We start from the raw sequence: 26,264 nt of genomic DNA, 5'->3' as shown, positions 1-26,264 counted from the left end.
CTTCGCACGGGCGAAATCGGCGCGATCGGTTCGCGAGCGGTCACAGCATAGTCACGCAACTCGCGAATTAAAAGGCGTTCGCCTTAACCCCCTGAATACGAGCCTCTGGCATCCTGGCGGTCGAGTAGGCTTTCAGTAGGTTCGCCAGCGCAATGAGCGGTCGCGTTTTGACAGGTCTGATGCGCTGGGGCGCGAAGGAATGGGCGATGACCGCCCTGGCCTTCGCGGTCATCTGCGCCGTCGGCCTGTTCGGCACGCGCGGTCTGGCCTGGGGCGCCCAGGGCGATGTGATCAGCGTGCGCTTCGGTGCCGACGGTGATCGGACCCGCGTTGTCATCGATCTGGAAAAGGCCGCGCAGGGCCGCGTTGTCGATACGGGCAGAGGGGGACGAGTCACTCTGGCCCTTAACGGCGTGGCGCCGGGACGGGGGCTGAACGGGGACGGATCGGGACTGGTCCGGTCCTACGCCGTCTCGGCCTCGGGCGGATCGTCGCGCATCCAGCTGGAGCTGGCGCGCGGCAGCGAGATCGAACGACGTTTCCTGCTGCCGCCCGGCGACGGAGTCGGCCACTATCGCTACGTCATCGACCTGAAGGCGGTGGGCGGGGCGGTCGCCGCCGCCCGCGCGCCTTCGCCCGCGCCGCAGACGCCGCGCCGCGCCGAAAAGCCCCTGATCGTCATCGACGCCGGCCATGGCGGCGCCGACCCCGGCGCCAGCGGGGCCAGCGCGCGCGAAAAGACCGTCACCCTGGCCGCCGCCTTGGCCCTGAAGAACGAGTTGGAGCGCACCGGCCGCTATCGCGTGCGCCTGACCCGCGACGACGACCGGTATGTCGATCTGTATCGCCGCGTGGCCATTGCGCGCCAGGCGGATGCGGATTTGTTCATCTCGCTGCACGCCGACGCCGGCGCCGATCCGGCCCTGCGCGGCGCCAGCGTCTACACCCTGTCCGAACAGGGCGCCGGCCGGGCGGTGCGCGAGTTCACGCGCGGCGACAACTGGCACCGCGAACTGCATCTGCCGGGGCGCGATCCGTCGGTGGACCGCATTCTGCTGGACATGACCCAGCGCGCGACCCAGAACCGTTCGGCGCAGTTCGCGCGGGTGCTGCTGACCCATCTGGAAGGTTCGGAAACGCCGCTCCTGCGCCGCAGCCACCGCGACGCCGGCCTGGCCGTGCTGCTGGCGCCCGACGTGCCGGCGGTGCTGCTGGAGATGGGCTTCATCACCAATCCCGAGGACGAGCGGATGCTGACCGACGAACGCGCCCGCCGCCGCCTGATGAAGACGGTCGCGGACGGCATCGACCGCTATTTCCGCGAGCCGGCCGTCCCCCTGATGACCGCATCGAACGACGTGGCCGCCGACCAGTCCTAAGCCTTAGGCCAGGCCGGCTTTCTTCAGCGTCTTCCAGGCCTTGATGACGCGCTGAAGCTTGGCCTCGGCGCCGCGGTCGCCGCCGTTGGTGTCGGGGTGGAAGCGTTTCAGCATCTCGCGATAGCTGGCCTTTATCCTGACCTTGTCGGCGCCGGGGTCCAGGCCCAGGTCGGCCAAGGCCGCACGTTCCAGCTTGCCGACGCGCCGGTCCTCGGTCGGGGACTGGGGCGTCTGGTCCCCGCGACGGCCGAACAGGCCGAAGCTGTCGCGCCACGAGCCGGCGCCCGTCGTGTTGGCCGTACCCATCTTGGCGGCGAAGGCGGCGGCCTCGCGCGAGAACTTGCCGGCCTTCATCTCCCAGGTCGGACGGCCGCCGGTCATGGCCTCGTTCTCCTGGGCGGCGCGGACCTCGCCCTCGCTCATGCCGGCGTAGAAATTCCAGCCCTTGTTGTATTCGCCGGCGTGGGCCTGGCAGAAATCGTAGAAGTCGTTCAGCCGGTCGCGCGACTTGGGCGCCTTGGCGGTCGCGGCCTTGCGGCAGTCGGGCCACTGGCACGGCTTCTCGCCGGGCTTGAGGTGCAGGACGTCGGCCTGGGCCGCCTCCTCCTCGGGCTTGGGCGGCTTCACGCGGATGTCGGTGAAGCGCGGCTTGTATTGAAAGGAGGCGGACATCAGCCGAAGTGTAGGGCCGAATTGGACGGCATCAAGGAATCGATCATGTCGGAAGGCCCGGTCGCGGCGATTATTCGTGAAAAACTGACGGAGGGGCTGGCCCCCCGGCGGTTGGAGATCGAGGATGACAGCTGGCGTCACGCCGGCCACCACCACGACGGCGGAATGGACGCCATGCCCGGCGGCGAAAGCCACTTCAATCTGGTGATCGTGTCCGACGCTTTCCAGGGGCTGTCGCGACTGGCGCGCCAGCGGGCGGTCAACGCGCTGTTGAAAGCGGAGCTGGCCGGGCCGATCCACGCCCTGTCGATCCAGGCCCTGACCCCTCAGGAGGCCGGGTAAGGAAAACAGCGTTCACATCGTCTTAGAAACTTCGTCCTAGCGTCACGCGACCAAATGGAAGGCGGGGACTCTGGCCATGGTGGAATCGGACGGCGTAGCCAAGGCGCTGCCAGTCGATCAGCGCGCCGGGGATGCGTCCCAGGCCCTGACCGCGATCCTGCAGACGCAATACCTGCGCTATATGATCATCGCCTCCTGGGCGCTGGGCCTGTTGGGCACCATCGGCTGGCTGAAGGCCGCGCTGTGGTTCGTCCTGACGCTGGCCGCCGGCTCGATCCGCGGGGTGGTCGAGCATCGGCTGAGCCACCGGGTCGACGCCGGCTGGGGCATGTTGTTCCCCGTCGTCGCCACCGTGACGACCGGCGCCTGGGCGGCGGCGCCGCTGCTGGCCTGGTTTTCGGGCGCCAGCTTCGGCCAGCCCCTGGCGCTGGCCCTGATCATATCCGGCTATGTGCTGGTGTTCGCCCAGCTGCGCAGTTCGCCGCGCCAGGCCTTGATCATCTCCTCGCCCTATGGAGCGGCGGCTGTCGTCATCCTGATGAGCCTGTGGGGCACGGACGAGTTCTGGTCCATGCTGATGGTGGTGCCGTTCACGGCGGCGGGCCTGTTCGTTCTGGTCACGATGACCCTGTTGCGCGAGAACCGCATCCGCGCCTTCCAGCAGCACCAGGCGCACCTGATCGAGGAGTTGGAAGCGGCCCGCGACAAGGCCAACGCCGCCAACGAAGCCAAGTCCAATTTTCTGGGCGTGATCTCGCACGAGCTGCGCACGCCGATGAACGGGGTGCTCGGCGCCGCTCAATTGCTGAGCGCCACGCGGCTGGAGACGACCCAGCGTGAATATCTGTCGATCATCCGCAACTCGGGCGACAATCTGCTGTCGCTGCTGAACGACATCCTCGACATGACCAAGATCGAGGCGGGCAAGATGAATTTCGAGGCCGTCGACATCGCCGTCGACAGCCTGCACAAGCGCATCACCGGCCCGTTCGAGGCCCAGGCCGAGGCCAAGGGGCTGGAGTTCGTCACCACCTTCGAAGGCGAGATGCCGACGGTCGTGCGCGGCGATCCGTTGCGGGTCTGCCAGGTGGTCCAGAACCTCCTGTCCAATGCGGTCAAGTTCACCGAGGCGGGGCGCATCCACTACATCGTGCGGGCGCACCGGATATCGGACCAGCGCGTGCGGTTCGAATTCGCAGTGTGCGACAGCGGCGCGGGGATCGCGGCGGCGGATCTGGAGCGGCTGTTCATGCCCTTCACCCAGGTCGACAGTTCTTCCACGCGCCGGTTCGGCGGCACGGGGCTGGGCCTGACCATCGCGCGGCGCATGGCTAACATCATGGGCGGCGACATCACCGTGACCTCCAAACTGGGCGAAGGCTCCTGCTTCACCTTCGATCTCGAGGCCGAGGTGGTGGAATGGGCCAAGCCGGTCGTGGCCGAAGAGGTCCATGCCGAGATCGTGGGCGGCGAATCGCTGCGGGTGCTGGTGGTCGAGGACCATCCGGTCAACCGCATGATCCTGGAGGCCTGGATGAATTCCGCCAGCCATGTCGCCACCGCGGCGGAAGACGGCCGGGCCGCAGTGGACATCGCCGCCGACCAGCCGTTCGACCTCATCATCATGGACGTGAACATGCCGGTGATGGACGGGCTGAGCGCGACGCGCCTGATCCGCGACGGCGGGGGGCTGAACGCCGACACGCCGATCGTGGTGCTGTCGGCCTCGGCGCGGTCGGAAGATCACGAGGCGGGGCTGAACGCCGGGGCCGACGCCTATCTGAACAAGCCCATCGACTTCGCCGCCCTGGCCGCCCTGATGGGACGGGCGAGCGGCGGACGCGAGGCGGTGGCCCAGACGGCCGCCCCGGCCGAGACCTCGGTCGCCGCCTGACGCCGGGCTCGACGATCCGCGGCGCCTGTAGAAGGGAAACCTCCAGGGCCTTCTTCGTTGTGGAGGGACGGCGACGCCCGGCGCGCCGGATGACAGCGAAAGCCTGTTCGCGCTTTCGGAGGAGCCGCGTTGCGGTTTCGCCTGAAACGACCAGGCTTCAAGGATGGAAATGCGCGCCTTCGCCGAGCTTCTGGACCGCCTGTCCCTGACCGCGTCGCGCAACGCCAAACTGGTCCTGGTGCGCGACTATCTGCGGGCGACGCCGGACCCTGACCGGGGATGGGCCCTGGCGGCCCTGACCGGCGACCTGACGTTCGACGCCGCAAAGCCGGCCATGATCCGAAAGGCGGTGGAGGGGCGGGTGGACAGCGTGTTGTTCGGCTGGTCCTACGACTATGTCGGCGACCTGGCCGAGACGGTCGCCCTGATCTGGCCGGCCGCACCCGACCGGCGCCCCAACCGCGAGCCGGAACTGAGCGAGGTGGTCGAGGCGCTGAGGACCGCCAGCCGGGCCGAGGTGCGGGGCCTGCTTGAGACTTGGCTGGACGCGCTGGAGCCGAAGGGGCGGTGGGCGCTGCTGAAACTGATGACCGGGGCGCTGCGCGTCGGCCTGTCGGCGCGGCTGGCCAAGACGGCGGCGGCGATGATGCGGCCCGACGCCGCGCCCGCCCCCCCGTCGCCGGACGGCCGCGAGGACGAGACGGCGCTGGAAGCGCTGGACGCCTCGGCCATCGAGGAGGTCTGGCATGCGGTGGAGCCCCCCTACGCCGATTTGTTCGCCTGGCTGGAGGGACGGGCGGATCGCCCCAGCCCGGACGGGCCCGGTCGGTTCCGCCCCGTCATGCTGGCGGTCGCGATCGACGAGGCGGTCGATCTGCCGAAACTGTCGCCGGCCGACTACGCCGCCGAATGGAAGTGGGACGGCATACGCGTCCAGGCCGTGCTGGAGGGCGAGGCGCGCAAGCTGTACTCGCGGACCGGCGACGAGATTTCGGCCGCCTTTCCCGACGTGATGGACGCCCTGGCCTTCGAGGGGGCCGTCGACGGCGAACTGATTGTCTGGCGCGACGGGGCGGCGGCGCCGTTCGGCGATCTGCAACAGCGGCTGAACCGCAAGACCGTGGACGCCAAGGCCATGCAGGCCTTTCCGGCGGCGGTGGTGGCCTATGACCTGCTGGCCCAGGATGGCGAGGACCTCAGGGGCCTGCCGCTGCGTGAGCGCCGCGCGCGGCTGGAGGCTCTGGTGGCCGGCCATGCGGGCCGACGGCTGCACCTGTCGCCCCTGGTCGAATACGGCGGCTGGGATCGGTTGGCCCAGCTTCGGGCCGATCCGCCGGTGGGGGCGGCCGCCGAGGGGCTGATGCTGAAACGCTGGGACAGCCCCTATCTGGCGGGGCGGCCCAAAGGGCCGTGGTTCAAGTGGAAACGCGATCCGCATGTGATCGACGCCGTCCTGATGTACGCCCAGCGCGGGCACGGCAAACGCTCCAGCTTCTATTCCGACTACACCTTCGGCGTCTGGACCGAGGAGGGGGCGCTGACGCCGGTCGGCAAGGCCTATTTCGGTTTCACCGACGAGGAGTTGAAACAGTTGGACAAGTTCGTGCGCGACCACACGGTGGACCGTTTCGGACCGGTGCGTTCGGTGCGGGCCGAGCGCGACTTCGGCCTGGTGCTGGAGATCGCCTTCGAGGGGCTGAACCGATCGACGCGGCACAAGTCGGGGGTGGCGATGCGGTTTCCCCGCGTCAGTCGCATCCGCTGGGACAAGCCGGCGCGAGAGGCCGACACCCTGGACGCTGTGATGGACCTGCTGGACGCCATCGAAAGCGGCGGCGGCCGGATCGCCAAGGCCTGAAAACAGGCCCCGAAAATCGGGCCACGGGGGTTCCAATCGGCGCGCCAGGCGTTAGACCCGGCCCATGTCCAATACCGCAGCCCCCATCGCCGAAGCCGTCGCCGCAGGACGGCAAGCCATCGCCGTGGACGCCGCCATGATCGCCAAGCTGACCGACATGGCCGGCGACTTCGCGATCAATTTCAGCATCGCCGCCCTGATCTTCGTCGCGACCCTGTTCGCGGCGAAATGGGCGTCCGGGGCCGCGCGCAGGACCCTGTCCCGCGTGCGCGGATTCCGCCACGACCCGACGGTGCTCAGCTTCGCCGTTCAGGTGGTACGGATCGTCGTCATCATCATCGGCATGATCGCGGTGCTGCAGCGGCTGGGGGTGCAGACGACCTCGATCATCGCGGTTCTGGGCGCGGCGTCGCTGGCGGTCGGCCTGGCCTTGCAGGGCACGCTGACGAACGTGGCGTCCGGGATCATGCTTCTGATCCTGCGACCCTACAAGGTCGGCGACGTGGTGGACGTGGGCGGCATGTCGGGCACGGTCCAGCGTCTGGACCTGTTCACCACCCAGTTGTCGAACGCCAACAACCACAAGATCGTCATTCCGAACTCCAAGGTCCTGGGCGATTCCCTGACCAATCTGACCGGCCAGAAGACGCGCCGGATCGAGATCAACTTCACCGTCGGCTATGGCGACGACCTGAACGAGGCGCGCAGGGTTCTGACCGACGTGGCGGGCGCCCACGACAAGGTGCTGCACGATCCACAACCCTGGTCCGGCGTGACGGGCCTGTTGGACAGCGCGGTGCAGGTCACGCTCCACGCCTGGGTCGAGGTCGGCGACTGGTGGCAGACCCAGGCCGACCTGATGCAGGGCGGCAAGGAGGCGCTGGACGCCGCTGGGATCGAGATTCCCTTCCCGCACCAGGTCGCCGTGCCCTATGGCGACGAGGACGTCATGCCGGTGGTGCGGGTCAAGACCGCCGACGACGACCACGCGGACCGGAAGGCCACGACCCGCTGATGCGTTACGATTTCGGCTCCGACAACACCGCCGGCATGGCGCTCAGCGCCATCGAGGGGCTGGTGCGCGCCAACAAGGGGTTCGCCCGGGCCTACGGCGCCGACGACGTCACCGCGCGGGCCGCGGACCAGATCCGCCAGCGGCTGGACGCCGACGCGGAGGTGCGGTTCGTCTTCAGCGGCACGGCGGCCAACGCCATCGCCCTGTCGATGCTGGCCCAGCCCTTTGAGGCCGTGCTGGCCCACCATTCGGCCCACATCTGCACCGACGAGACCGGGGCGCCGGGCTTTTTCGGCCACGGCGTCGGCCTGATCGGGCTGCCGGGCTTCTCGGGCAAGATCGACACCCTGGCCCTCGAGGCGCAACTAGGCGAGGCCGAGGTCGGCCATCGCCAGCCGCCTGCCGCCCTGTCCCTGACCCAGGCGACGGAATACGGCGCGGTCTATACCGAGGAGGAGTTGCGCCACCTGATCGAGCCGGTGAAGGCGCTGGGCTATGGCGTACACATGGACGGCGCGCGGCTGGCCAATGCGGCGGCGGCGGGCTTCGACCTGAAGGATATTCCGCGCCTTGGCGTGGACGTGCTGGTGTTCGGCGGCGCCAAGGCCGGCGCCAACTGCGCCGAGGCCATCGTCCTGTTCGACAAGACCCTGGCGCGGCGGCTGGACAATCGGCTGAAACAGGCCGGCCAGACGGCGTCCAAGGCGCGGCTGCTGTCCGGGCCGATGCTGGGCCTGCTGGAAAGCGGCGACTGGGAGGCGGGCGCCGCCCACGCCAATCTGATGGCGCAGCGGCTGGCGGCCGGCATCGCTACGCGCGCGTCATTCGTCCTGGCCCACCCGGTCGAGGCCAACGCCGTCTTCGTGCGGATGTCGCCCGAGGCGCACGCCCGCCTGAACGCGGCGGGCTGGGCCTGCTATGCGTTCGACGACGGATCGGTGCGGTTCGTCTGCTCGTGGGCGACGCAGAGCGCGGCGGTGGACGAGCTGATCGAGGCGATCGTCGCCCTGGATTGAGCCCGAATCCGCGCCGGGAGCGCGGCGCGGCCTTTCGCCCGTCGCAAAGGTCTTGCATATGCGGGGAATGGCGATGCGCGGCGAGCGCTCCGGCAGCCGGCGCGACCCGATGGTCAAGGCGCAGCAGGCAGGGAGCATACAGGACAATTCGGATGGACCGCCGACGCTGAAGGCGTTGGCGGACCTGGCGCGGCTGGTGGGGCGTTCGGGCGCGCCTCATCTTCGGCTGCGGCTGATCTCGGCCATCGTGCTGACCCTGGCGGGCAAGGGGCTGGGCGTCCTGGCGCCCCTGGTGCTGGGCGCGGCGGTGAACCGTCTGGCGGCGGGGCAGGGCACAGCGGTCGCCGTCGGCTGGGGGTTCGCCGCCTTCGCCTTGGGCTGGACCTTGGTGCGGTTCCTGTCGGCGGCCTCGCCTCTGATTTCGGACGTAGTTTTCGCCCCCGTCCGCGCCGCCGCCCAGCGCGCCACGGCGGCCGAGGCCTTCGCCCATGCGCTCAGCCTGTCGCTGGACTTCCACCAGACAAAACGCTCGGGCGCCCTGTCGCGGACGATGGATCGCGGATCGCGGGCGGTCGACTTCCTGCTGCGCATCCTGGCCTTCAACCTGGTCCCGACCGGAGTCGAACTGCTGCTGGCCGCGGCGGTGCTGGGCGGGAAATACGACTGGCGGTTCGCCGCCGTCGCCGTCGCCGTGGTGGCGATCTACACCATCGCCACCTTCGCCATGTCCAACTGGCGGCTGGAGCATCGGCGCATCATGAACGCCGCCGATTCGGAGGCGGCAGGCGTCTCGGTGGACGCCCTGCTGAACTACGAGACGGTCAAGTCCTTCGGCGCCGAAACCCGCGCCGCCCAGACCTATGAACGAGCGCTGGGCGACTACGCCCAGGCTTCGCTGAAGGCCAACAGCTCGCTGGCCATGCTGAACGGCATGCAGGCCCTGGTGATGAACCTGGGGCTGGGCGTGATGGCGGTGATGGCGGGGTTCGAGGCGGCGGCGGGTCGGATGGGGCCGGGCGACGTGACGGCCGCCGTCCTGATCATGATCTCCCTATATGCGCCCCTGAACATCCTGGGCTTCGCCTACCGGGAAATCCGCCAGTCCTTCATCGACATGGAGGAGATGCTGAAGGTGACACGACAGACGCCGCAGGTCGCCGATGCGCCGAACGCCGTCCCCCTGCCGCGCCCGGTCGATGCGCGCGGCGCCTCGGTGGCGTTCGAGCGCGTCGGCTTCCGTCACGACGCCAGGGCCAACGGCCTGGAAGACGTCAGCTTCTTCGCCGCGCCGGGCACGACGACGGCCCTGGTCGGGCCGTCGGGTGCGGGCAAGTCGACCATCGTCAAACTGGCCCTGCGCCTGCTGGACCCGCAGGAGGGGCGGGTGCTGATAGACGGCCACGACGCGCGCGCCGTGACCCAGGCGTCGCTTCGCGCGGCGGTCGCCCTGGTGCCGCAGGACGTGGCCCTGTTCAACGACACCCTGGCCGCCAACATCGCCTTCGCCCGTCCCGACGCCGACGAGGCCCAGGTCTGGGCGGCGGCCGAAGCGGCGGAGCTGGCCGACTTCATCCGGGGCCTGCCCGAGGGGATGCAGACCAAGGTGGGGGAGCGGGGGTTGAAGCTGTCGGGCGGCGAGCGTCAGCGGGTCGGCATCGCCCGCGCCCTGCTGGCCGATCCCTGTATCCTGATCCTGGACGAGGCGACCAGCGCCCTGGACAGCCGCACCGAGGCGGCGATCCAGAAGACGCTGAGAAAGGCCAGAAAGGGCCGCACCACTCTGGTCGTGGCGCACCGTCTGTCCACCGTCGCCGACGCGGACCAGATTTTGGTGCTGAAGGCCGGTCGCATCGTCGAACGCGGCGCCCATCACGAACTGGTGGCGCGCCAGGGCGGGGAATACGCCGCCCTGTGGAAGAAGCAGACGCGGGCCGGAAAGGCGGCTCAGCCTTCCGATTGAGTCTCCGCCGGAAGTTTGCGCTTCAGCACTTCGTGCAGATTGCTCAGAATGGCGCTGCGGGCTTGGGCTTCTTCGGGCGGCAGGGACAGCAGCACCTTCATGGCCTGGGCGTGGACGGTGGCGATGCGCCAGTCGAAGCCGCCCTGGCGCGGCGCCGCGTCCAGCAGGTCGCACAGCCCCTTGGCCGCCGTGCACAGATCATCCATCGAAAAGGGGCTTGCCGCGTCGATGATCTGGCTGGAGGCCGAATAGGCCGCGTCCAGCCGCAGCGGCTCGATCAGGTCGGGCGCGGGCCTGGCCAGCAGGGCGGCGATATTGTCTGCGATGATGGCGCGGGCCTGGTCCTGCAGGGCGTCCAGATTGGCCTTGGCCTGGGCCAGGGCGGCGCCGACGCTGACGCCGCCGGGGCGATCCACCATCTCGGCCAGGCGCGAGCGCCGTTGGGTGTGGGTGATGACGGTCATAGGGCCACGCTCTCCACGGCGGTCTTGCGGCGCAACATGTCGGCGCGGCGTTCGACGCCCTCGTACTCGGTGTGGCGGAACCGGCGATCCGGTCCCAGATAGTCGCCGACCTCCAGGAAGGGCCGGGTGTCGCGCGCGACCCACAGAATCCGCTCCAGCAGAAGGGCCGGGCTGAAGGGCTTGGTCACGACGAAGTTGGCGCCGCAGTCGCGCGCCTCGGCCACCCGGCCGCGCCGGATGTGGCTGGCGGTCATGATGACGGGAATGAAGGCGTTGGGGTTGGGCCCGGACCGGCGCAGCCAGCGGATCAGCTCGAACCCGTCGATGTCGGGCATGTCGGTGTCGACGACCAGAAGGTCGATGGTCTTTTGGGCCAGCAGCTGTTTGGCCTCGGCGCCGCTGCCGACGGCGAAGCTGGGGCGGATGCCGAAGCCGGCAAGGGCGTTGGCCGTCAGGGTCAGGGAGAAGGGCGAATCGTCCACGATCATCGTCACCGCGCCGCCCAGGTTGAAGACGGCGCTCTCGCGGAGGCTCTCGCCGCCGTTCATGCTGCGCAATCTCGCGTGGCGAAGCTTCGGGTCGAACCCGCCGTCTTGATCATGGCCGGCCGCGCGCCCCGTAACCGCTGTGGATAGGCGGCCAGACTGTCAGACGAGGGTGGATTCCGGGTTAACGCCGGGCGCTTGTCCCTACAGGGCGCCGATGGCGTAGAAGCGGTCGGCGCGCTGCTTCCTGATCTGCTGCGGCGACAGGCCGGCGAAGCCGCGCAACTCCTCGGCCAGGACGTCGCCCACCTTGGCGATGGCGGCGTCGCGGTCGGTGTGCGCGCCGCCGGTGGGCTCCTCGATCAGGCGATCCACGATCTTCAGCTGCAGCAGGTCCGGGCCCGTGATCTTCATGGCCATGGCCGCGTCCCTGGCCCGCGCCCCGTCACGCCACAGGATGCCGGCGGCGCCCTCGGGCGAGATCACCGAATAGATCGAATGCTCGAGCATCAGCACCCGGCTGGCGGCGGCGATGGCGATGGCCCCGCCCGAACCGCCTTCGCCGGTAATGGTGGCGACGGAGGGCACGCCCAGGGTCAGGCAGCGCTCGGTCGAACGAGCGATGGCCTCGGCCTGACCGCGCTCCTCGGCGCCCAGGCCCGGATAGGCGCCGGCCGTGTCGATGAAGCTGAGCACCGGCAGGCCGAACTGTTCGGCCATGTCCATCAGGCGCACGGCCTTGCGATAGCCCTCGGGCCGGGCCATGCCGAAGTTGTGGGTGATGCGGGTCGTGGTGTCGTGACCCTTCTCGTGGCCCATGACGACCACCGGACGGCCGCGAAAACGCGCCAGGCCGCCCAGGATCGCCTGGTCGTCGCCGAACTGGCGATCGCCGTGCAGTTCGGTCCAGTCGGTGAACAGGCCGGCGACATAGTCGACGAAGTGCGGACGCTGGGGGTGGCGCGCGACCTGGGTCTTCATCCAGGGATCCAGACCGGCGTAGGTCTTCTTGCGCAGCTGATCGGCCTTTTTGCGCAGGGCCTCGATCTCGCTGTCGAAGTCGCCCGAGGTGTCGGACAGGGCCGAGAGTTCCTCGATCTTGGCTTCCAGATCGGCGATCGGCTTTTCGAAGTCGAGATAGTGCGTGGCCATCAAGGCGTCCGGGACTGCAGCGGGCGAAAACGCCCTAGAGGAAGGCGGGGGAACCTAGAGACGTCAAGGCCGCCGGGCAAGCGGGGTTCAGTCGTCGCGCGCCAAGGGGTGGTTTTGGTGGACGATCTGGGACAGGCGGTCGGTGGCGACGTGGGTGTAGATCTGGGTGGTGGCGATGTCGGCGTGGCCCAGCAGGGTCTGGACGACACGCAGGTCGGCGCCGCCTTCCAGCAGATGGGTGGCGAAGGCGTGGCGCAGGACGTGGGGGCTGACGCGGGCGGGGTCTATGCCGGCCGTAATCGCGGCCTCGTCCAGCAGTTGGGCGAAGCGGCGCGGGGTCAAGTGGCCGCTGCGGCCGGACGAGGGAAACAGCCAGGGGCTGTCCGGCGCCTGCGGTTTTCGTCTGGCGTCGCGGGCGGCCAGCCACGCCTTGATCGCCTCTCGCGCTGCGGCGTTAAGGGGGGCCAGGCGCTCCTTGCCGCCCTTGCCGCGCACGATCAGATAGGCTGGATCGCGCCGCACCGCCTCGACCTTCAGCCCCAGCAACTCCGAGACCCGCAGGCCCGAGGCGTAAGCCATCTCGACCAGAGCGACCAGACGCAGGCCCGCCGCCGCATCGCGCGCGGCGGCCGCGGCCAGCAGGGCGTCGATCTCGGTGCGGGACAGGGTCTTGGGCAGGGGGCGGCCCTGTTTCGGGGCGTCGAGCCGGCGCGACGGATCGTCCGTTCGCCAACCCTCGGCCAGGGCGAAACGATAGAATTGACGCGCGGACGAGCGGCGGCGCGCAGCGGTGGCGGCGGACAGGCCCCGACGCGACAGGTCGGCGAACCAGGCCTCCACGGCTTGCGCATCCGCCCCCATCAGCCCGCCGTCGCCGGCCAGGCAGGCTTCGGCGTCGGCCAGGTCGCGGCCATAGGCGGCCAGGGTGTGGGGCGAGGCGTCGCGCTCCACCGCCATCATCTCCAGAAAGGCCTCGATCTGGGGCGTCATCGGAGGATCGACGCCTCGAACGGCTGGCGCGGGATCAGGCTTGGTGTAGAGGTTTCAGAGATCATGCCTGCCTGCGCCGTCGCCTTCGCCATGCCTTCGACCGTCCGTTCCGCCAGGGCCGCCGGATGAGGCGGCGCGCGAATCCGGCGCCGACGCGCACCATAGCCCTGGTCGGCCTGATGGGGGTGGGCAAATCGTCGGTGGGGCGCCGGTTGGCCAATCGGCTGAAACTGCCGTTCGCGGACGGGGACGTGGAGATCGAGGCGGCCGCCGGCATGACGGTGTCGGAAATCTTCGCGGCCCTGGGCGAGGATGAGTTCCGGGCGGGCGAGGCGCGGGTGATCCGCCGCCTGCTGGAAGGCCCGCCGATCGTCCTGGCGACCGGCGGCGGGGCGATGATGAACCCGGAGACACGGGCGTTGCTGAAGGAACGCGCCGACACCATCTGGCTGAGGGCCGACCTGGCGGTGATCGCCGAGCGGGTCGCGCGGCGCGACACCCGCCCCCTGCTGCGCGACAAGGATCCCCTGGCGGTGCTGACCGCCTTGGCCGAGACCCGCTATCCCCTCTATGGCGAGGCGGACCTGACGGTGGACGTGGGCCAGGGCTCGCACGGCCAGGCTGTCGACGCCATCCACAAGAACCTGCGCCGGCACTGGCGCAACCGGCGACGCGCGGAGACCCGGACATGACGACAATCTCGGTCAGCGGCGGGGCCTTCGCCGCCTATGACGTCGTGGTCGGGCGCGGCCTGCTGGCCCAGGCGGGCGAGCGGATCGCGCCCCTGGCGAAAGGGCGCACGGTCATCGTCACGGACGACACGGTGGCGGCGATCCACGGCGCGGCCCTGGCCGAATCCCTGGCGGCGGCGGGCATGGGAAGCGAGATCTTGGCCGTGCCGGCGGGCGAGAGGTCCAAGTCCTTCGCCCAACTGGAGCGGGTGCTGGATCGGCTGCTCGAGATCGGTCTGGATCGCAAGGACGTGGTCGTGGCCCTGGGCGGCGGTGTCGTTGGCGATCTAGCGGGTCTAGCGGCGGCGCTCTACATGCGCGGGATCGACTTCGTGCAGGTTCCGACGACCCTGCTGGCCCAGGTGGATTCCTCTGTGGGCGGCAAGACGGCCATCGACACGCCGCGCGGCAAGAACCTGGTCGGCGCTTTCCATCAGCCGCGCCTGGTGCTGGCCGACATCGACGTTCTGGCCACCCTGCCGGAACGGCAGGTGCGCTCGGGCTGGGCCGAGGTGTTGAAGCACGGGCTGATCTGCGACGCGACCTTCTTCGACTGGCTGGCGGGCCAGGGGGCGGCGGGCGCGGGCGGCGATCCGGCGGCGCTGGAACGGGCGGTGATCCGCTCGGTCGAGATCAAGAGCGCCGTGGTTGGGGAGGACGAGAAGGAGGCGGGCCGGCGCGCCTTGCTGAACCTGGGCCACACCTTCGGCCATGCGGTGGAGACGGAGGTCGGCTTTGATGAGGACGCTCTGGCGCACGGCGAGGCCGTGGGCCTGGGGTGCTGCATGGCGTTCCGCTACTCGGCGCGCGAGGGGCTGTGTTCGGCGGCCGACGTCGAACGGGTCGAGGCGGCGGTCGCGGCGGCGGGCCTGCCGATCCGGCTGGACCAGGCGGGGGCGTTCGCGGCGGACCGGCTGCTGGCCCTGATGGCGGGCGATAAGAAGGCCGAGGGCGGGGCGCTGACCCTGATCCTGGCGCGCGGGATCGGCCGGGCCTTCGTCGCCAAGGGGGTGGATGCGGCCAAGGTGCGGGCCTTCCTGATCGAGGAAGGCGCATCCGCGTGATGCGGATCGCCATGGTCCCTCTGGAGGATCGGTTCGTGCGGCTGGAGCCGTTCGAGGAGGCTTCGAGGGGCGAGGTGCGGGCCGCGCTGGACTGCGATCCGGACGCCTGGGGCATCATGGTCGCGCCCGCCTATGGCGACCATTTCAACGGCTGGTGGGCGAGCGCTCTGGCGGGCATGCGGGTCGGGACCCGGATCGCCTATGCGGTGCGTCGACGGTCGGACGGGGCGGTGGTCGGCACGACCAGTCTGTACGAGATCAACCCGGCCTATCGGCGCTGCGAGATCGGCTCGACCTTCTACCGGCCCGAGGCGCGGGGCGGGCCGATCAATCCGGCCTGCAAGCGGCTGTTGCTCGGTCACGCCTTCGAGGCCGGCGCGATGCGGGTCGAGATCGTCACCGACGCCGTCAACGCCCAGAGCCAGGCGGCGATCCTGAAGCTGGGCGCAAAGGCCGAAGGCGTGCTGAGGAAGCACAAGATCACCTGGACCGGCCGGGCGCGCGACACGGCGATCTTCGCCGTCGTCGACGACGACTGGCCCAAGGTGCGTGAGGGTCTGGACCGGCGGCTGGCGGCCTTCTAGTCGACCGCGCGGCATTGGGTGGGCTGGCGGCCCTCGACGGACCATGTGGCAAGGACGCCCTTGCCGCGCAGTTCGATGTTGGAGGCCCGGTACCAGATGCCGTCGGCGGCGCGCTCCTGATACAGGTCCACCGCCTCGCCGGAGGAGTTGCGGACGGTGGCCATCTGGCGGGGGTTGTCGAAGTCGACGGATAGGCGTTCGCCGTTGTCGCACAGGTAGACCGTGTGGACGACGCGGTTCAGGGTGCGGTCCTGGATCTCGGCGCCGGTGCGCTGGCGGGCGGTCTGGGCCTCGATGGCGCGCGCCTTGACCTCGTCGCCGGTGCGGGGCGCCTTGTCCGGGTCGGGGCCGCAGGCGGTCAGGAGCGCCAGTGCGGCGAGGCCGCTGAACACGATCGACTGCGGCAGATCCGGCTTGAACAACGCGATTTCCTCCAACGGCGCCGCTTGGCGCGGCGATCTAACGTGCGCGGACTGGCGCCGTTCCCCGCCGCTGGCGGAAGAAGGACCGGAGCAGGGCCGACGCCTCCTCCGCCAGAAGCCCCGAGTCGGTCGCCGGGCGCCAGTGGCAGGTCGGCTGTTCGAACAGGCGCGGGCCGTGGACGACGGCTCCGCCCTTGGGATCGTCCGCGGCCCAGACGACGCGGCCGATGCGGGCGTGGCTGATGGCGCCGGCGCACATGGCGCACGGCTCCAGCGTCACATAGAGGGTCAGGCCGGTCAGGCGATAGTTCTCCAGCGCCGTCGCGCCCCGCCGCATGGCCACGATCTCGGCGTGAGCGGTGGGGTCATGGGCGCCGATCGGGCCGTTGGCGCCGGTCGCGACCACCCTGCCCGAGGTCGGATCGACAAGAATTGCGCCCACCGGCACCTCTCCTGCGTCCGCCGCCGCTTGCGCTTGGTCCAGCGCCATGCGCATGAACCGCTCATCATGGTCCGCCATACAGACGACAACGACAAGAAGCCCCGCGCCCGTCAAGACGAACGGTCGCCCCGGCCCTTCAAATCCTCCGGTCCCCGCAAGAGCGGCGACGGGACGAGACCATACGGCGACAAGCCGCGCAGCCCAGACGACGCGGCCAAGCGTTTCGGGGCCAAGTCCGATCGGCCGCGCACCGACAAGCCTCGCACCGACAAGGGCGGCAAGTCCAAGACGCCGGAGACCGCGCTGCGCGCCGAGCGAATCGCCAAGACCATGGCCCGCGCCGGCATCGCCTCGCGCCGCGAGGTCGAACGGCTGATCGGCCTGGGCAAGGTGGCGGTCAACGGCCGCATCCTGGACACGCCCGCCACCCTGGTGACGCGCGACGACGTGATCACCGTGGATGGCAAGCCGATCGGCTCGACCCAGGCGACGCGCGTCTGGCGCTATCACAAGCCCGCGGGCCTCTTGACCAGCCACAGCGATCCGACCGGGCGGCCGACGGTGTTCGACGCCCTGCCGGCCGGTCTGCCGCGCGTGATCTCGGTGGGGCGGCTGGACCTGGCGACCGAGGGGTTGCTGCTGCTGACCAACGACGGGGAGCTGAGCCGGGCGCTGGAGCTGCCCTCGACCTCGCTGGTGCGCCAGTACCGGGCGCGGGCGCGGGGCAAGATCACCCAAGCCCAACTGGATGCGCTGAAGGACGGGGTCGTCGTGGACGGCGTGTCCTATGGCCCCATCGAGGCGACGCTGGACAAGGCCAAGGAGAGCAAGTCCGAGGACGGCAAGGCCCCGGCGAACCTGTGGATTTCGATTTCGATCACCGAGGGCAAGAACCGCGAGGTCCGCAAGGTGCTGGAGTCCGTCGGCCTGACGGTCAACCGGCTGATCCGCCTGGCCTATGGCCCGTTCCGCCTGGACGTTCTGCCTGTGGGCGCGGTCGAGGAGGTCGGGCCGCGCGTGATCCGCGAGATGCTGGCCGACTACATCCGGCCCGAGAACCTGCCCACCGGCAATACGGTCGAGACGCCCGCGCCCATCCCGGGCCGTCGGGTGTCCACGCCCATCGTCAAGGGCCGCTCGGGCTCGGCCATGTCGGACCCGTCGAGGAAGCCCAGCCGGGTCCGCGCCGCCGAAACCGCCCAGGCGGATGCCGTCGAGCGCCGCGAGCGTCCGGTCAAGAAGGCGGGCTGGGCCAAGGCCGCGCCCCGGTTCGAGCACGCCAAGACCTTCAAGCCCCGCGAACGCACGGCCCCCGACGCCGACCGGCCAAAGCGCGCCTCGAATCCACAGGAGGGCGGCGACCGGGCCAAACGCCCGTTCAAGCCCCGCGACGACCAGTTCATCGACGACCGGCGCAAGCCCGCCGGGCCGCGTTCGGGCGGCAAGCCCGCCGGCCGTTCGGGCGGAGCCGTGGGCGGCCGCGACTTCAAGCCGCGTCCAGGATCGGGCGGCGGCAAACCGGCCGGTCCGTCGGGAACCAGCGGGCGCGGACCCGGGGGCAAGCCCCGCGCGCCGCGCGGCTGATCCGTGCGGATCGTCGCCGGAGCCCTGAGGGGCCGGGCCATCGTCGCACCGGAGGGGCAGGGCACGCGCCCGACCTCCGATCGGGCGCGCCAGGCCGTGTTCAATGTTCTGGAACATGCATCGTGGGGTCGGCCGCTGCACGGCCTTCGGGTCATCGACCTCTACGCCGGATCGGGCGCCCTGGGGTTCGAGGCGATCAGCCGGGGCGCGGTCTTCGGCCTGTTCGTGGAGACCGACGACGCCGCGCGCGGCGCCATCCGCGAGAACGCCGACGCCTATGGGCTTATGGGGCGCACGCGGGTGCATCGGCGCAGCGCGACCGACCTGGGCGCGCGGCCCGGCCCCGTCGCGGAGGCGTTCGACATCGCCTTCCTGGACCCGCCGTATGGCAAGGGGCTGGGGGAGCAGACCCTGGCTCGCCTGGCCGAGGGCGGCTGGTTGAAGCCCGGCGCCCTGGTGGTGTTCGAGCGCGGATCGGACGAGCCGGAGATCGACACGCCCGGCTATGACCGGCTGGACGCGCGCGATTATGGCGCGGCGCGGGTGCTGTTCCTGCGGGCCAGGACCGGCGCCTGACGATTTTAGTCTGGCTCAGGCCGCCGTTTCGCGTCGGAGGGCGTGTGGGTCGTAGTTGAGGATGGGAGCCAGCCAGCGTTCGGCTGTGTGCAGGTCCCAGCCCTTGCGGCGGGCGTAGTCCTCGACCTGGTCCAGGTCGATCTTGCCGACGCCGAAATAGTGGCTGCCGGGGTGGCCGAAATAGAGGCCTGAAACCGAGGCCGGGGGCGTCATGGCGAAACTCTCGGTCAGGGCCATGCCCGCATTGTCGCCCGCATTCAGCAGGCGGAACAGGGTGGCCTTCTCCGTATGGTCGGGCTGGGCCGGATAGCCGGGGGCGGGGCGGATGCCCTGGTATTGTTCGGCGATCAGCGCGTCGACGCTGGTCGTCTCGCCCGAGGCGTAGCCCCACAGCGTCGTGCGCACTTCCTTGTGCAGCCGTTCGGCGAAGGCCTCGGCCAGACGGTCGGCCAGGGCCGTGGCCATGATGGCGGAATAGTCGTCGCCCGCGTCCTTGAACCGCTTGGCGATCTCCAGCTCGCCATGACCGGCGGTGACGGCGAAGGCGCCGATATAGTCGTCGCCGTCCTCGGCGATGAAGTCAGACAGGGCCAGGTTCGGCTTGCCGTTCGACTTCTTGATCTGCTGGCGCAGGGTGTGGAAGCGGGCGATTTCCTCGGTGCGGGCCTCGTCGGCGAAGACGGCGATGTCGTCGCCCTCGGCGCGAGCGGGCCAGAAGCCGACCACGCCCTTGGCCGTGAACCACTTCTCAGCGACGATCCGCTTCAGCATGGCCTGGGCGTCGGCGAACAGATCGCGCGCGGCCTCGCCGACGATCTCGTCGTCCAGGATCAGGGGATAACGGCCGATCAGCTCCCAACTGGCGAAGAAGGGGGTCCAGTCGATGTGGTCGGCCAGGTCCTGCAAATCCCATGCGTCGAAGGCGCGCACGCCGATGAAGGCTGGCTTGCCGGGCAGGGTCTGGGCCGGATCGGGCCGGAAACGATTGTCGCGCGCCTGGGGCAGGGAAGCGCGCGCCTTGACCTCCTGCCCGCGGGCGTATTGCTCGCGGATGCGGATGTATTCGTCGCGGGTGGCCTGTTCGTTACGGGCCTTTTCGGTCGGCGACAGCAGGCCCGAGACCACGCTGACGGCGCGCGAGGCGTCGACGACATAGGTGGTCGATCCGCGTCGATAGGCCGGCTCGATCTTGACCGCCGTATGGGTGCGGCTGGTGGTGGCGCCGCCGATCAGCAGGGGGATGTCGAAGCCGCGCCGCTCCATCTCGGACGCGACGAAGACCATTTCGTCCAGCGAAGGGGTGATCAGGCCGGACAGACCGATGATGTCGCAGCCGTGGGCCTTGGCCTCGTCCAGTATGCGGTCGGCCGGAACCATGACGCCCAGGTCGACGACCTCGTAATTATTGCACTGAAGCACGACGCCGACGATGTTCTTGCCGATGTCGTGAACGTCGCCCTTGACCGTGGCCATCAGGATGCGGCCCGCCTGTTCGCGGGGTTTGCCGGCCTTTTCGGCCTCCATGAAGGGTTCCAGCCAGGCCACCGCCTGTTTCATGACGCGGGCGGACTTCACCACCTGGGGCAGGAACATCTTGCCCGAGCCGAACAGATCCCCGACCACGTTCATCCCGTCCATCAGCGGGCCTTCGATGACGTGCAGCGGGCGTTCGACCGAAAGACGGGCCTCCTCGGTGTCGGCCTCGATGAATTCGGTGATGCCGTGGACCAGGGCGTGTTCGATCCGCTTGCCGACCGGCTGGTCGCGCCACTTCAAATCGACGACGCGGGCCTGGCCCTTCTCGCCCTTGTAGCGGGGGGCCATGTCGACCAGCCGCTCGGTGTTCGAGACATTGGTCCGCTGCGGCCGGTTCAGGATGACGTCCTCGACCGCTTCGCGCAGTTCGGCGTCGATGTCGTCATAGACCGGCAGGTCGCCGGCGTTGACGATGCCCATGTCCATGCCCGCCGCGATGGCGTGGTACAGGAAGACGCTGTGGATCGCCCGGCGCACCGGTTCGTTGCCGCGGAAGCTGAACGAGACGTTCGACACTCCGCCTGAGACGCGGGCGTAGGGCAGGGTGCGTTTGATCTCTAGCGTCGCCTCGATGAAGTCGACGGCGTAGTTGTCGTGCTCCTCGATCCCCGTCGCCACGGCGAAGATGTTGGGGTCGAAGATGATGTCCTCGGGCGGGAAGCCGACCTCGTGGACCAGGATGTTGTAGGCGCGGGTGCAGATTTCGATCTTGCGGGCGGCCGTGTCGGCCTGGCCTGCCTCGTCGAAGGCCATGACGACCACGGCGGCGCCGTAGCGCAGGCATTTGACCGCCTGTTCCCTGAATTTATCCTCGCCCTCCTTCATCGAGATGGAGTTGACGATGGGCTTGCCCTGGACGCACTTCAGCCCGGCCTCGATCACCTCCCATTTGGAGGAGTCGATCATCACCGGCACGCGGGCGATGTCGGGCTCGGCCGCGATCAGGTTCAGGAAGGTCCGCATGGCGACGACGCCGTCCAGCAGCCCTTCATCCATGTTGACGTCGATGATCTGGGCGCCGGCCTCGACCTGCTGGCGCGCGACGTCCAGCGCAGCCGAATAGTCGCCCTCGACCACCAGCTTGCGGAATTTGGCCGAGCCGGTGACGTTAGTGCGTTCGCCGACGTTGATGAAGACAGGACGCATCTAGATCCTCCCATGCGCAGCGGGGGAGGGGGACCGCGCGAAGCGTGGTGGAGGGGGCGGAAACAAACGCGATTTCTTAATAGAGGGAAGAATGGTCTGTGCGAAGCGGCTGACCGGGTGCGCGTATTCGCCCCCTCCACCACTTCGTGGTCCCCCTCCCCCGCGAAGGGGCGGGGGAGGATTTATAGAGACGGCCATCATGCCACCAACTCGAACGGCTCCAGCCCCGACAGTCGCAGGGCCACCGGTCGTTCCGGGATGGCGCGGGGCTTCAGCGGCGCGACCTCTTCGGCGACGTGACGAATGTGATCCGGCGTCGTGCCGCAGCAGCCGCCGACGATGTTAACCAGGCCCGACGCGGCCCATTCCTCGATGAAGTGGGCGGTCTCGTGCGGCTGCTCGTCGTACTGGCCCATGGCGTTGGGCAGGCCGGCGTTGGGATAGGCGGCGACCAGGGTGTCGGCGACGCGGCTCAGTTCGGCGATGAAGGGCCGCATCAGGTCGGCGCCCAGGGCGCAGTTGAAGCCTACGGCGAACGGCTTGGCGTGGCGCACGCTGTTCCAGAAGGCTTCCGCCGTCTGGCCCGACAGGGTGCGGCCCGAGCGGTCGGTGATGGTGCCGCTGATCCAGATCGGCAGGGGCTCTAGACCCTCGTCCTCCAGGTCCTTGATCGCCTTGATGCAGGCCTTGCAGTTCAGCGTGTCGGTGATGGTCTCGATCAGATAGAGGTCCACGCCGCCTTCGTTCAGCGCCTTCACTTGATGGCGATAGGCCTCATAGACCTGGTCGAAGGTCACGCTGCGGGCGCCGGGGTCGTTCACGTCGGACGACATGGACAGCATCTTGTTCAGCGGGCCGATGGAGCCGGCGGCGAAGCGGGGTTTGTTCGGCTGCTTCTCCGTCCAGCGGTCGGCGGCGGCGCGGGCCAGTTTCGCGCCCTCCAGATTGATGTCCCAGACGGCCTGCGCGTCCAGGGCGTAGTCCTCCTGGGCGATGGTGGTGCCGGAGAAGGTGTTGGTCTCGGAGATGTCTGCGCCGGCGGCGAAATACTGGTCGTGCAGGTCGGCGATGATGTCGGGGCGGGTGATGCAGAGGATGTCGTTGTTCCCCTTCATCTGATGCGCCTCGTCATAGCCGTTGGCCGCGACGAAACGGTCAGCGCGGAAGTCGGCCTCGGTCAGGCCGCGACGCTGGATCATCACGCCCCAGCTGCCGTCGAGAACCAGAATCCTTTCATTGGCCGCCTGATGCAGGGCGGCGATGCGTTGGGCGCGGTTCACGACGCCGTCTCCCGCACGCCCAGAACGCGGCAGATGGCATAGACCAGACCGGCGCGGTTCAGGGTGTAGAAGTGGAAGTCGGAGAAGCCCTCTTCCTGCAGCCGGGCGCAGGTCTCGGCGGCGACCGAGGCGGCCAGCAGCTTGCGGGTCTCGGGATCGTCGTCCAGGCCGTCGAAATGGGCCTTCAGCCAGTCGGGAATGCTGGCGCCGCAGGCGCCGCACATCCGCGTCAGGCCGGCGAAGTTGGACACGGGCATGATCCCGGGGATCAGCGGAATGGTCACGCCCGCCGCCCGCACCCGGTCGCGGAATCGCAGGAAGGCGTCGATGTCGAAGAAGAACTGGCTGACCGCGCGGGTCGCCCCGGCGTCCACCTTGGCCTTCAACACCGCGATGTCGTGGTCGATGGAGGGGCTTTCGGGGTGTTTCTCAGGGTAGGCGCCGACCGTGACGTCGAAGCCGCCGACGCGGCCGATGGCGGCGGTCAGTTCGGTGGCGTTGGCGTAGCCGTCGGCGCGGGGCCGATAGGCGCCGCCGATCCCGGTCGATCCCGGCGGGTCGCCGCGCAGGGCGACGATGTGGTCGACGCCGATGGTCTTGTAACCTTCGATGACTTCGTCGACCTCGTCGCGGCTGGCCTCGACGCAGGTCAGGTGGGCGGCGGGGCGCAAGGACGTTTCAGCGATGATGCGCTGGACCGTGCGATGGGTGCGTTCGCGCGTCGAACCGCCCGCGCCATAGGTGACGGAGACGAAGGCGGGGTTCAGCGGCTCCAGCCGGCGGATCGCCTTCCAAAGATTGGCCTCGGCCTCGTCGCTCTTGGGCGGAAAGAATTCGAAAGAGACGCGCACGGCGTCCTGGTTCGATCCGGCGCGGGCGACTGGTCCCAGCGGCGACAGCAGCAGGGCGCGGGCCTCGGCCAGGTTCAAAGAGGCGCGAGAGGCCATCAGGCGGTCTTTCTGTCCTGGACGCGGCGTTCCGCCGTCCAGATGGTCACGGTCAGGCCCTCGGCGTCGTGGGGCAGGGCGATGGGAGCGGACGGGGTCAGGCCGCCATCCAGCAGCCAGCCGTTGATCTCCGCATCGGCGAAGCCCAGGCGGCGATGCTGGTGCGCCTCGCGCATATGTTCGAAATCGTGCGGGGCGAAGTCGATGATGACCAGGCGGCCGCCCGGACTGACCAGGCGCGCGGCTTCGGCGACGGCGGCGGCCGGATCGGACAGATAGTGCAGCACCTGGTGCACGATCACCAGGTCGGCGCTGGCGGCGGGCAGGCGGGTGGCGAAGATGTCGCCGTGGCGCAGTTCGACCTGTTCGACGCCCGCCTTGGTGACGTTGGTGCGGGCGATGTTCAGCATGTTCTGGCTGAGGTCCAGCCCGACCGACATCTTGGCCTTCTTGCCGAACAGGGTCAGCATCCGGCCCGAGCCGGTGCCCAGATCGACGACCCGCTCGAACGGGCCGGGGCCGATCGCCTTTTCCAAAGCCGCCTCGACGGCGCTCTCGCTGACATAGAGCGAGCGCAGGCGGTCCCATTGGGGCGCGACCTGCTCGAAATAGCTGGCGGCGGCTTCCTCGCGGTCCTTGCGGACCTCGTCCAGGCGGCGGTGATCCGCCTCGCCCGCATCCTCGGCCAGGATGTCCAGCACCGTGTCGATCAGGCGGCGCGCCTGGGCGTCGTGCGACAGCCGGTAATAGACGCGGGCGCCGTCGGGAAAGCGTTCGATAAGACCGGCGTCGGTCATCAGCTTCAGATGCCGGGACACGCGGGGCTGGCTCTGGTCCAGGATGCGCGACATCTCCATGACCGAAAGCTCCTCCGCCGCCAGCAGGGACAGGATGCGAAGGCGGGTCGGCTCGCCGGCGGCGCGCAGGGCTTCGACGGTCTGGTCGGCGGAGAGGTTCATGTAATCATATAAAGATATCCTTATATGATTTGGCAAGCGAAATCGCTTCCTCTAGGAGCGTGCGACGGGAAGGGATCGTGCGGGCGTTCAAGGTTTTGCAGCCCCTTTTGGAGTGGTCCCATGCGCACCCTGTTGATTACCGCCCTTGCCCTGGCCGTCGCCGGCCCCGTCCTGGCCCAGAGCGACTTTCCCGAACCGCCCATGCCGCAGATGTCTGGACCGCCGATGGGCCGGCAGATGGGAGGGATGCGGCCGCCGTCCCGCGAAACTCTGGCCCAGATGCAGGCCCGGATGGCCCAGATGTTCGACCGGCTGGACGCCAACAAGGACGGGGTGGTCGATGCAAGCGAACTGGCCGACGCTCGCGGCGGGCGGATGCTGGCCCGTCTGGACGCCGATGGCGACGGCCGGGTCACGCGCGACGAATTCACCGTCGGGACCGGCGCCCAGTTCAAGGCGCTGGACAAGAACGGCGACGGCGTCGTGACCGAAGACGAACGGCCGCAGCGTCCGAACTGAGGTCAACCGACGGGCGTCTTCAGCGGTTCGCCCGCGAAATGCGCCTGAAGGTTCTGCATCAGCAGCATCAGCATGCCCTGCACCCCGGCCGTCGTGGCGCCGGCGGTGTGGGGCGTCAGAACGACGTTCGGCACGTCGGCCCAGCGCGCCGGGTCGGTCGGTTCCTCCATGAAGACGTCCAGGGCGGCCTGGCCCAGGGCCCCGGATTTCAGCGCCTCGATCAGGGCGTCCTCGTCGACCACCTGGCCGCGCGAGACATTGACCAGAAGGCCGTCGGACCCCAGCGCCTCCAGGACTTCGCGCGAGATCAGTCCGCGATTGGTCTCGTCGGCCTTGCAGGCGACGACCAGGATGTCGCTGGCGCGGGCCAGGTCCAGCAAACTGTCGGCGCGGGGCCATTCGGCCGCGTGCGGGCGCGGCCCCCACCAGCCGACGGCCATGCGAAACGCCTCGGCGCGAGTGGCCACGGCCTTGCCGATATGACCCAGGCCGACGACGCCCAGCTTCTGACCGCCCAGCGAGGCGGTGAGGGTGCGCGTCTCGACGGCCCACTCGCCCGAGCGCACCTGGCGGTCGCCGGACGCGATCTGGCGACGCGCCGCCAGGATCAGGCCCAGGGCATGGTCGGCGACATCCTCGTGGTTGACGCCCGGCGCATGGGTGACGGCCAGGCCGCGCCGGCGACACCAGTCGATGTCGATCCCGTCGTAGCTCGAGGTGAAACAGGCGATCAGGTCCAGATTGGGCAGGCGTTCGATCAGCGCCTTGTCCAGCGGCGCCTCGCCGGCGACGACTAGCGCGCGAATGTCGTGGGCGGCCTCCAGCGGCGGGCCTTCCCAAAAGCGATAGACGTCGTAGGCGCTCTCCAGAAAGCCGGAGAGCGGGGCGAGATGCCGCTGCATGATGAGAACGGCGGGGCGTTGGGTCATGCTCGGACCTCCACCAGATGAACGGCTTCGGATAGCCGCTGCTCGATCTCCAGCCACTTCGGTTCGAGCCATTCCATCAGCATGCGTCGTGTTGCGTTTCCGAGACGAAGCCAGACGACTTGAGGGCCTGACCGACGATCCGCGGCCCATATCGCGAAATCGCGGTCCTTGGTGACGATGATCCGATTCTGATCCTGCGCCAGAGCCCAGATCGCTTGGTCCGGCGCATCGACGCTCAAAAGTTCGAAGACGTGGTCGGCCGTGTGACCCTGTGCCCTCAACCATTCGGCCAGAGCGAGGGGCAGTTGGGCGTCCACG

Annotated in this window: 26 protein-coding genes; 13 read left to right on the top strand and 13 right to left on the bottom strand. The window is 69.2% G+C overall.

Annotated elements, in window-relative coordinates; all coding sequences use genetic code 11:
- Nucleotides 1-206: 206 nt before the first annotated feature.
- On the top strand, nucleotides 207-1,379 hold the full coding sequence (locus tag AC0L6G_RS05485) for an N-acetylmuramoyl-L-alanine amidase family protein (RefSeq protein ID WP_293826129.1): 1,173 nt from the start codon (nucleotides 207-209) through the stop codon (nucleotides 1,377-1,379).
- A gap of 3 nt (nucleotides 1,380-1,382) precedes the next feature.
- Here AC0L6G_RS05485 and AC0L6G_RS05480 read toward each other — a convergent pair whose 3' ends face one another.
- On the bottom strand, nucleotides 1,383-2,051 hold the full coding sequence (locus AC0L6G_RS05480) for a J domain-containing protein (RefSeq protein ID WP_293826126.1): 669 nt from the start codon (nucleotides 2,049-2,051) through the stop codon (nucleotides 1,383-1,385).
- Between the two features lie 45 nt (nucleotides 2,052-2,096).
- Here AC0L6G_RS05480 and AC0L6G_RS05475 point away from each other — a divergent pair, with 45 nt between their 5' ends.
- The 6 genes from AC0L6G_RS05475 to AC0L6G_RS05450 all read left to right on the top strand — a co-directional run bounded on the left by AC0L6G_RS05475 (nucleotide 2,097) and on the right by AC0L6G_RS05450 (nucleotide 10,136).
- On the top strand, nucleotides 2,097-2,393 hold the full coding sequence (locus AC0L6G_RS05475) for a BolA family protein (RefSeq protein WP_293826125.1): 297 nt from the start codon (nucleotides 2,097-2,099) through the stop codon (nucleotides 2,391-2,393).
- Between the two features lie 76 nt (nucleotides 2,394-2,469).
- Complete coding sequence (locus tag AC0L6G_RS05470) at nucleotides 2,470-4,287, top strand: ATP-binding protein (RefSeq protein WP_473252957.1); 1,818 nt, start codon at nucleotides 2,470-2,472, stop codon at nucleotides 4,285-4,287.
- 169 nt (nucleotides 4,288-4,456) lie between these two features.
- Nucleotides 4,457-6,145 carry a cisplatin damage response ATP-dependent DNA ligase gene (locus AC0L6G_RS05465; RefSeq protein WP_473252956.1) on the top strand — a complete coding sequence of 563 codons (1,689 nt, stop codon included), beginning with the start codon at nucleotides 4,457-4,459 and terminating at the stop codon, nucleotides 6,143-6,145.
- Nucleotides 6,146-6,209: 64 nt separating this feature from the next.
- Nucleotides 6,210-7,160 carry a mechanosensitive ion channel family protein gene (locus tag AC0L6G_RS05460; RefSeq protein ID WP_293826118.1) on the top strand — a complete coding sequence of 317 codons (951 nt, stop codon included), beginning with the start codon at nucleotides 6,210-6,212 and terminating at the stop codon, nucleotides 7,158-7,160.
- Nucleotides 7,160-8,176: a threonine aldolase family protein gene (locus AC0L6G_RS05455; RefSeq protein WP_291538589.1), complete on the top strand. Its 1,017-nt coding sequence runs from the start codon at nucleotides 7,160-7,162 to the stop codon at nucleotides 8,174-8,176. The genes AC0L6G_RS05460 and AC0L6G_RS05455 overlap by 1 nt, the downstream gene beginning before the upstream one ends.
- Nucleotides 8,177-8,249: 73 nt before the next feature.
- Nucleotides 8,250-10,136, top strand: coding sequence for an ABCB family ABC transporter ATP-binding protein/permease (locus AC0L6G_RS05450; RefSeq protein ID WP_473252955.1), 1,887 nt, complete (start codon nucleotides 8,250-8,252; stop codon nucleotides 10,134-10,136).
- Here the strand turns inward: AC0L6G_RS05450 and AC0L6G_RS05445 are convergent.
- The 4 genes from AC0L6G_RS05445 to AC0L6G_RS05430 all read right to left on the bottom strand — a co-directional run bounded on the left by AC0L6G_RS05445 (nucleotide 10,121) and on the right by AC0L6G_RS05430 (nucleotide 13,227).
- A complete protein-coding gene (locus AC0L6G_RS05445; protein WP_293826115.1) occupies nucleotides 10,121-10,600 on the bottom strand; it encodes a chemotaxis protein CheE in 480 nt (159 codons plus the stop codon). The two genes, AC0L6G_RS05450 and AC0L6G_RS05445, sit on opposite strands and share 16 nt — an antisense overlap.
- The gene (locus AC0L6G_RS05440) at nucleotides 10,597-11,148 is read right to left on the bottom strand and encodes a response regulator (RefSeq protein WP_293826113.1); all 552 of its coding nucleotides are present in this window, start codon (nucleotides 11,146-11,148) and stop codon (nucleotides 10,597-10,599) included. Before AC0L6G_RS05440 ends, AC0L6G_RS05445 begins: the two co-directional genes overlap by 4 nt.
- Before the next feature lie 141 nt (nucleotides 11,149-11,289).
- The gene (locus AC0L6G_RS05435; RefSeq protein WP_293826111.1) at nucleotides 11,290-12,237 is read right to left on the bottom strand and encodes an acetyl-CoA carboxylase carboxyltransferase subunit alpha; all 948 of its coding nucleotides are present in this window, start codon (nucleotides 12,235-12,237) and stop codon (nucleotides 11,290-11,292) included.
- Between the two features lie 87 nt (nucleotides 12,238-12,324).
- Nucleotides 12,325-13,227 carry a site-specific tyrosine recombinase XerD gene (locus AC0L6G_RS05430; protein ID WP_473252954.1) on the bottom strand — a complete coding sequence of 301 codons (903 nt, stop codon included), beginning with the start codon at nucleotides 13,225-13,227 and terminating at the stop codon, nucleotides 12,325-12,327.
- A 125-nt stretch (nucleotides 13,228-13,352) separates the two neighbouring features.
- Here AC0L6G_RS05430 and AC0L6G_RS05425 point away from each other — a divergent pair, with 125 nt between their 5' ends.
- Genes AC0L6G_RS05425 through AC0L6G_RS05415 form a run of 3 tightly spaced genes read left to right on the top strand, consistent with a single transcriptional unit; the run spans nucleotide 13,353 to nucleotide 15,606 of the window.
- On the top strand, nucleotides 13,353-13,919 hold the full coding sequence (locus tag AC0L6G_RS05425) for a shikimate kinase (RefSeq protein WP_293826107.1): 567 nt from the start codon (nucleotides 13,353-13,355) through the stop codon (nucleotides 13,917-13,919).
- Nucleotides 13,916-15,022, top strand: a complete 1,107-nt coding sequence (gene aroB, locus AC0L6G_RS05420) for a 3-dehydroquinate synthase (RefSeq protein WP_293826105.1) — start codon at nucleotides 13,916-13,918, stop codon at nucleotides 15,020-15,022. Before AC0L6G_RS05425 ends, aroB begins: the two co-directional genes overlap by 4 nt.
- Nucleotides 15,022-15,606: a GNAT family N-acetyltransferase gene (locus tag AC0L6G_RS05415; RefSeq protein WP_293826227.1), complete on the top strand. Its 585-nt coding sequence runs from the start codon at nucleotides 15,022-15,024 to the stop codon at nucleotides 15,604-15,606. The genes aroB and AC0L6G_RS05415 overlap by 1 nt, the downstream gene beginning before the upstream one ends.
- Here AC0L6G_RS05415 and AC0L6G_RS05410 read toward each other — a convergent pair.
- Together AC0L6G_RS05410 and tadA are read right to left on the bottom strand one after the other, a co-directional pair.
- Entirely contained in the window at nucleotides 15,603-16,028 is a 426-nt protein-coding gene (locus AC0L6G_RS05410) for an MliC family protein (RefSeq protein ID WP_293826103.1), read from the bottom strand. The genes AC0L6G_RS05415 and AC0L6G_RS05410 overlap by 4 nt on opposite strands.
- Before the next feature lie 37 nt (nucleotides 16,029-16,065).
- Entirely contained in the window at nucleotides 16,066-16,524 is a 459-nt protein-coding gene (gene tadA / locus AC0L6G_RS05405) for a tRNA adenosine(34) deaminase TadA (protein WP_293826101.1), read from the bottom strand.
- 12 nt (nucleotides 16,525-16,536) lie between these two features.
- Here tadA and AC0L6G_RS05400 point away from each other — a divergent pair, with 12 nt between their 5' ends.
- Nucleotides 16,537-18,054: a pseudouridine synthase gene (locus AC0L6G_RS05400; protein ID WP_293826100.1), complete on the top strand. Its 1,518-nt coding sequence runs from the start codon at nucleotides 16,537-16,539 to the stop codon at nucleotides 18,052-18,054.
- A gap of 3 nt (nucleotides 18,055-18,057) precedes the next feature.
- Nucleotides 18,058-18,630, top strand: coding sequence for a 16S rRNA (guanine(966)-N(2))-methyltransferase RsmD (gene rsmD / locus AC0L6G_RS05395; protein WP_473252953.1), 573 nt, complete (start codon nucleotides 18,058-18,060; stop codon nucleotides 18,628-18,630).
- Between the two features lie 15 nt (nucleotides 18,631-18,645).
- On the opposite strand, the gene metH is transcribed toward rsmD, so the two are convergent.
- The 4 genes from metH to AC0L6G_RS05375 form a co-directional block, all read right to left on the bottom strand.
- Nucleotides 18,646-21,312 (bottom strand): methionine synthase, encoded by a 2,667-nt coding sequence (gene metH / locus AC0L6G_RS05390; protein ID WP_473252952.1) that lies wholly within the window; start codon nucleotides 21,310-21,312, stop codon nucleotides 18,646-18,648.
- A gap of 197 nt (nucleotides 21,313-21,509) precedes the next feature.
- On the bottom strand, nucleotides 21,510-22,592 hold the full coding sequence (locus tag AC0L6G_RS05385) for a homocysteine S-methyltransferase family protein (protein ID WP_293826898.1): 1,083 nt from the start codon (nucleotides 22,590-22,592) through the stop codon (nucleotides 21,510-21,512).
- Nucleotides 22,589-23,539 (bottom strand): methylenetetrahydrofolate reductase [NAD(P)H], encoded by a 951-nt coding sequence (metF, locus tag AC0L6G_RS05380; protein ID WP_293826897.1) that lies wholly within the window; start codon nucleotides 23,537-23,539, stop codon nucleotides 22,589-22,591. Before metF ends, AC0L6G_RS05385 begins: the two co-directional genes overlap by 4 nt.
- On the bottom strand, nucleotides 23,539-24,498 hold the full coding sequence (locus AC0L6G_RS05375) for an ArsR/SmtB family transcription factor (RefSeq protein WP_293826896.1): 960 nt from the start codon (nucleotides 24,496-24,498) through the stop codon (nucleotides 23,539-23,541). Before AC0L6G_RS05375 ends, metF begins: the two co-directional genes overlap by 1 nt.
- Nucleotides 24,499-24,618: 120 nt before the next feature.
- Here AC0L6G_RS05375 and AC0L6G_RS05370 point away from each other — a divergent pair, with 120 nt between their 5' ends.
- A complete protein-coding gene (locus tag AC0L6G_RS05370; RefSeq protein WP_293826895.1) occupies nucleotides 24,619-25,017 on the top strand; it encodes an EF-hand domain-containing protein in 399 nt (132 codons plus the stop codon).
- Between the two features lie 2 nt (nucleotides 25,018-25,019).
- Here the strand turns inward: AC0L6G_RS05370 and AC0L6G_RS05365 are convergent, their stop codons facing one another.
- Together AC0L6G_RS05365 and AC0L6G_RS05360 are read right to left on the bottom strand one after the other, a co-directional pair.
- On the bottom strand, nucleotides 25,020-25,946 hold the full coding sequence (locus AC0L6G_RS05365) for a 2-hydroxyacid dehydrogenase (RefSeq protein WP_473252951.1): 927 nt from the start codon (nucleotides 25,944-25,946) through the stop codon (nucleotides 25,020-25,022).
- Nucleotides 25,943-26,263, bottom strand: coding sequence for a DUF5615 family PIN-like protein (locus AC0L6G_RS05360; protein WP_473252950.1), 321 nt, complete (start codon nucleotides 26,261-26,263; stop codon nucleotides 25,943-25,945). Before AC0L6G_RS05360 ends, AC0L6G_RS05365 begins: the two co-directional genes overlap by 4 nt.
- Nucleotide 26,264 lies beyond the last annotated feature (1 nt).

It is taken from the genome of Brevundimonas sp. D3-1P, from assembly GCF_055809335.1.
The sequence above is the reverse complement of the archived record's forward strand: the minus strand, read 5'-3'. Positions and strand labels throughout refer to the sequence as shown.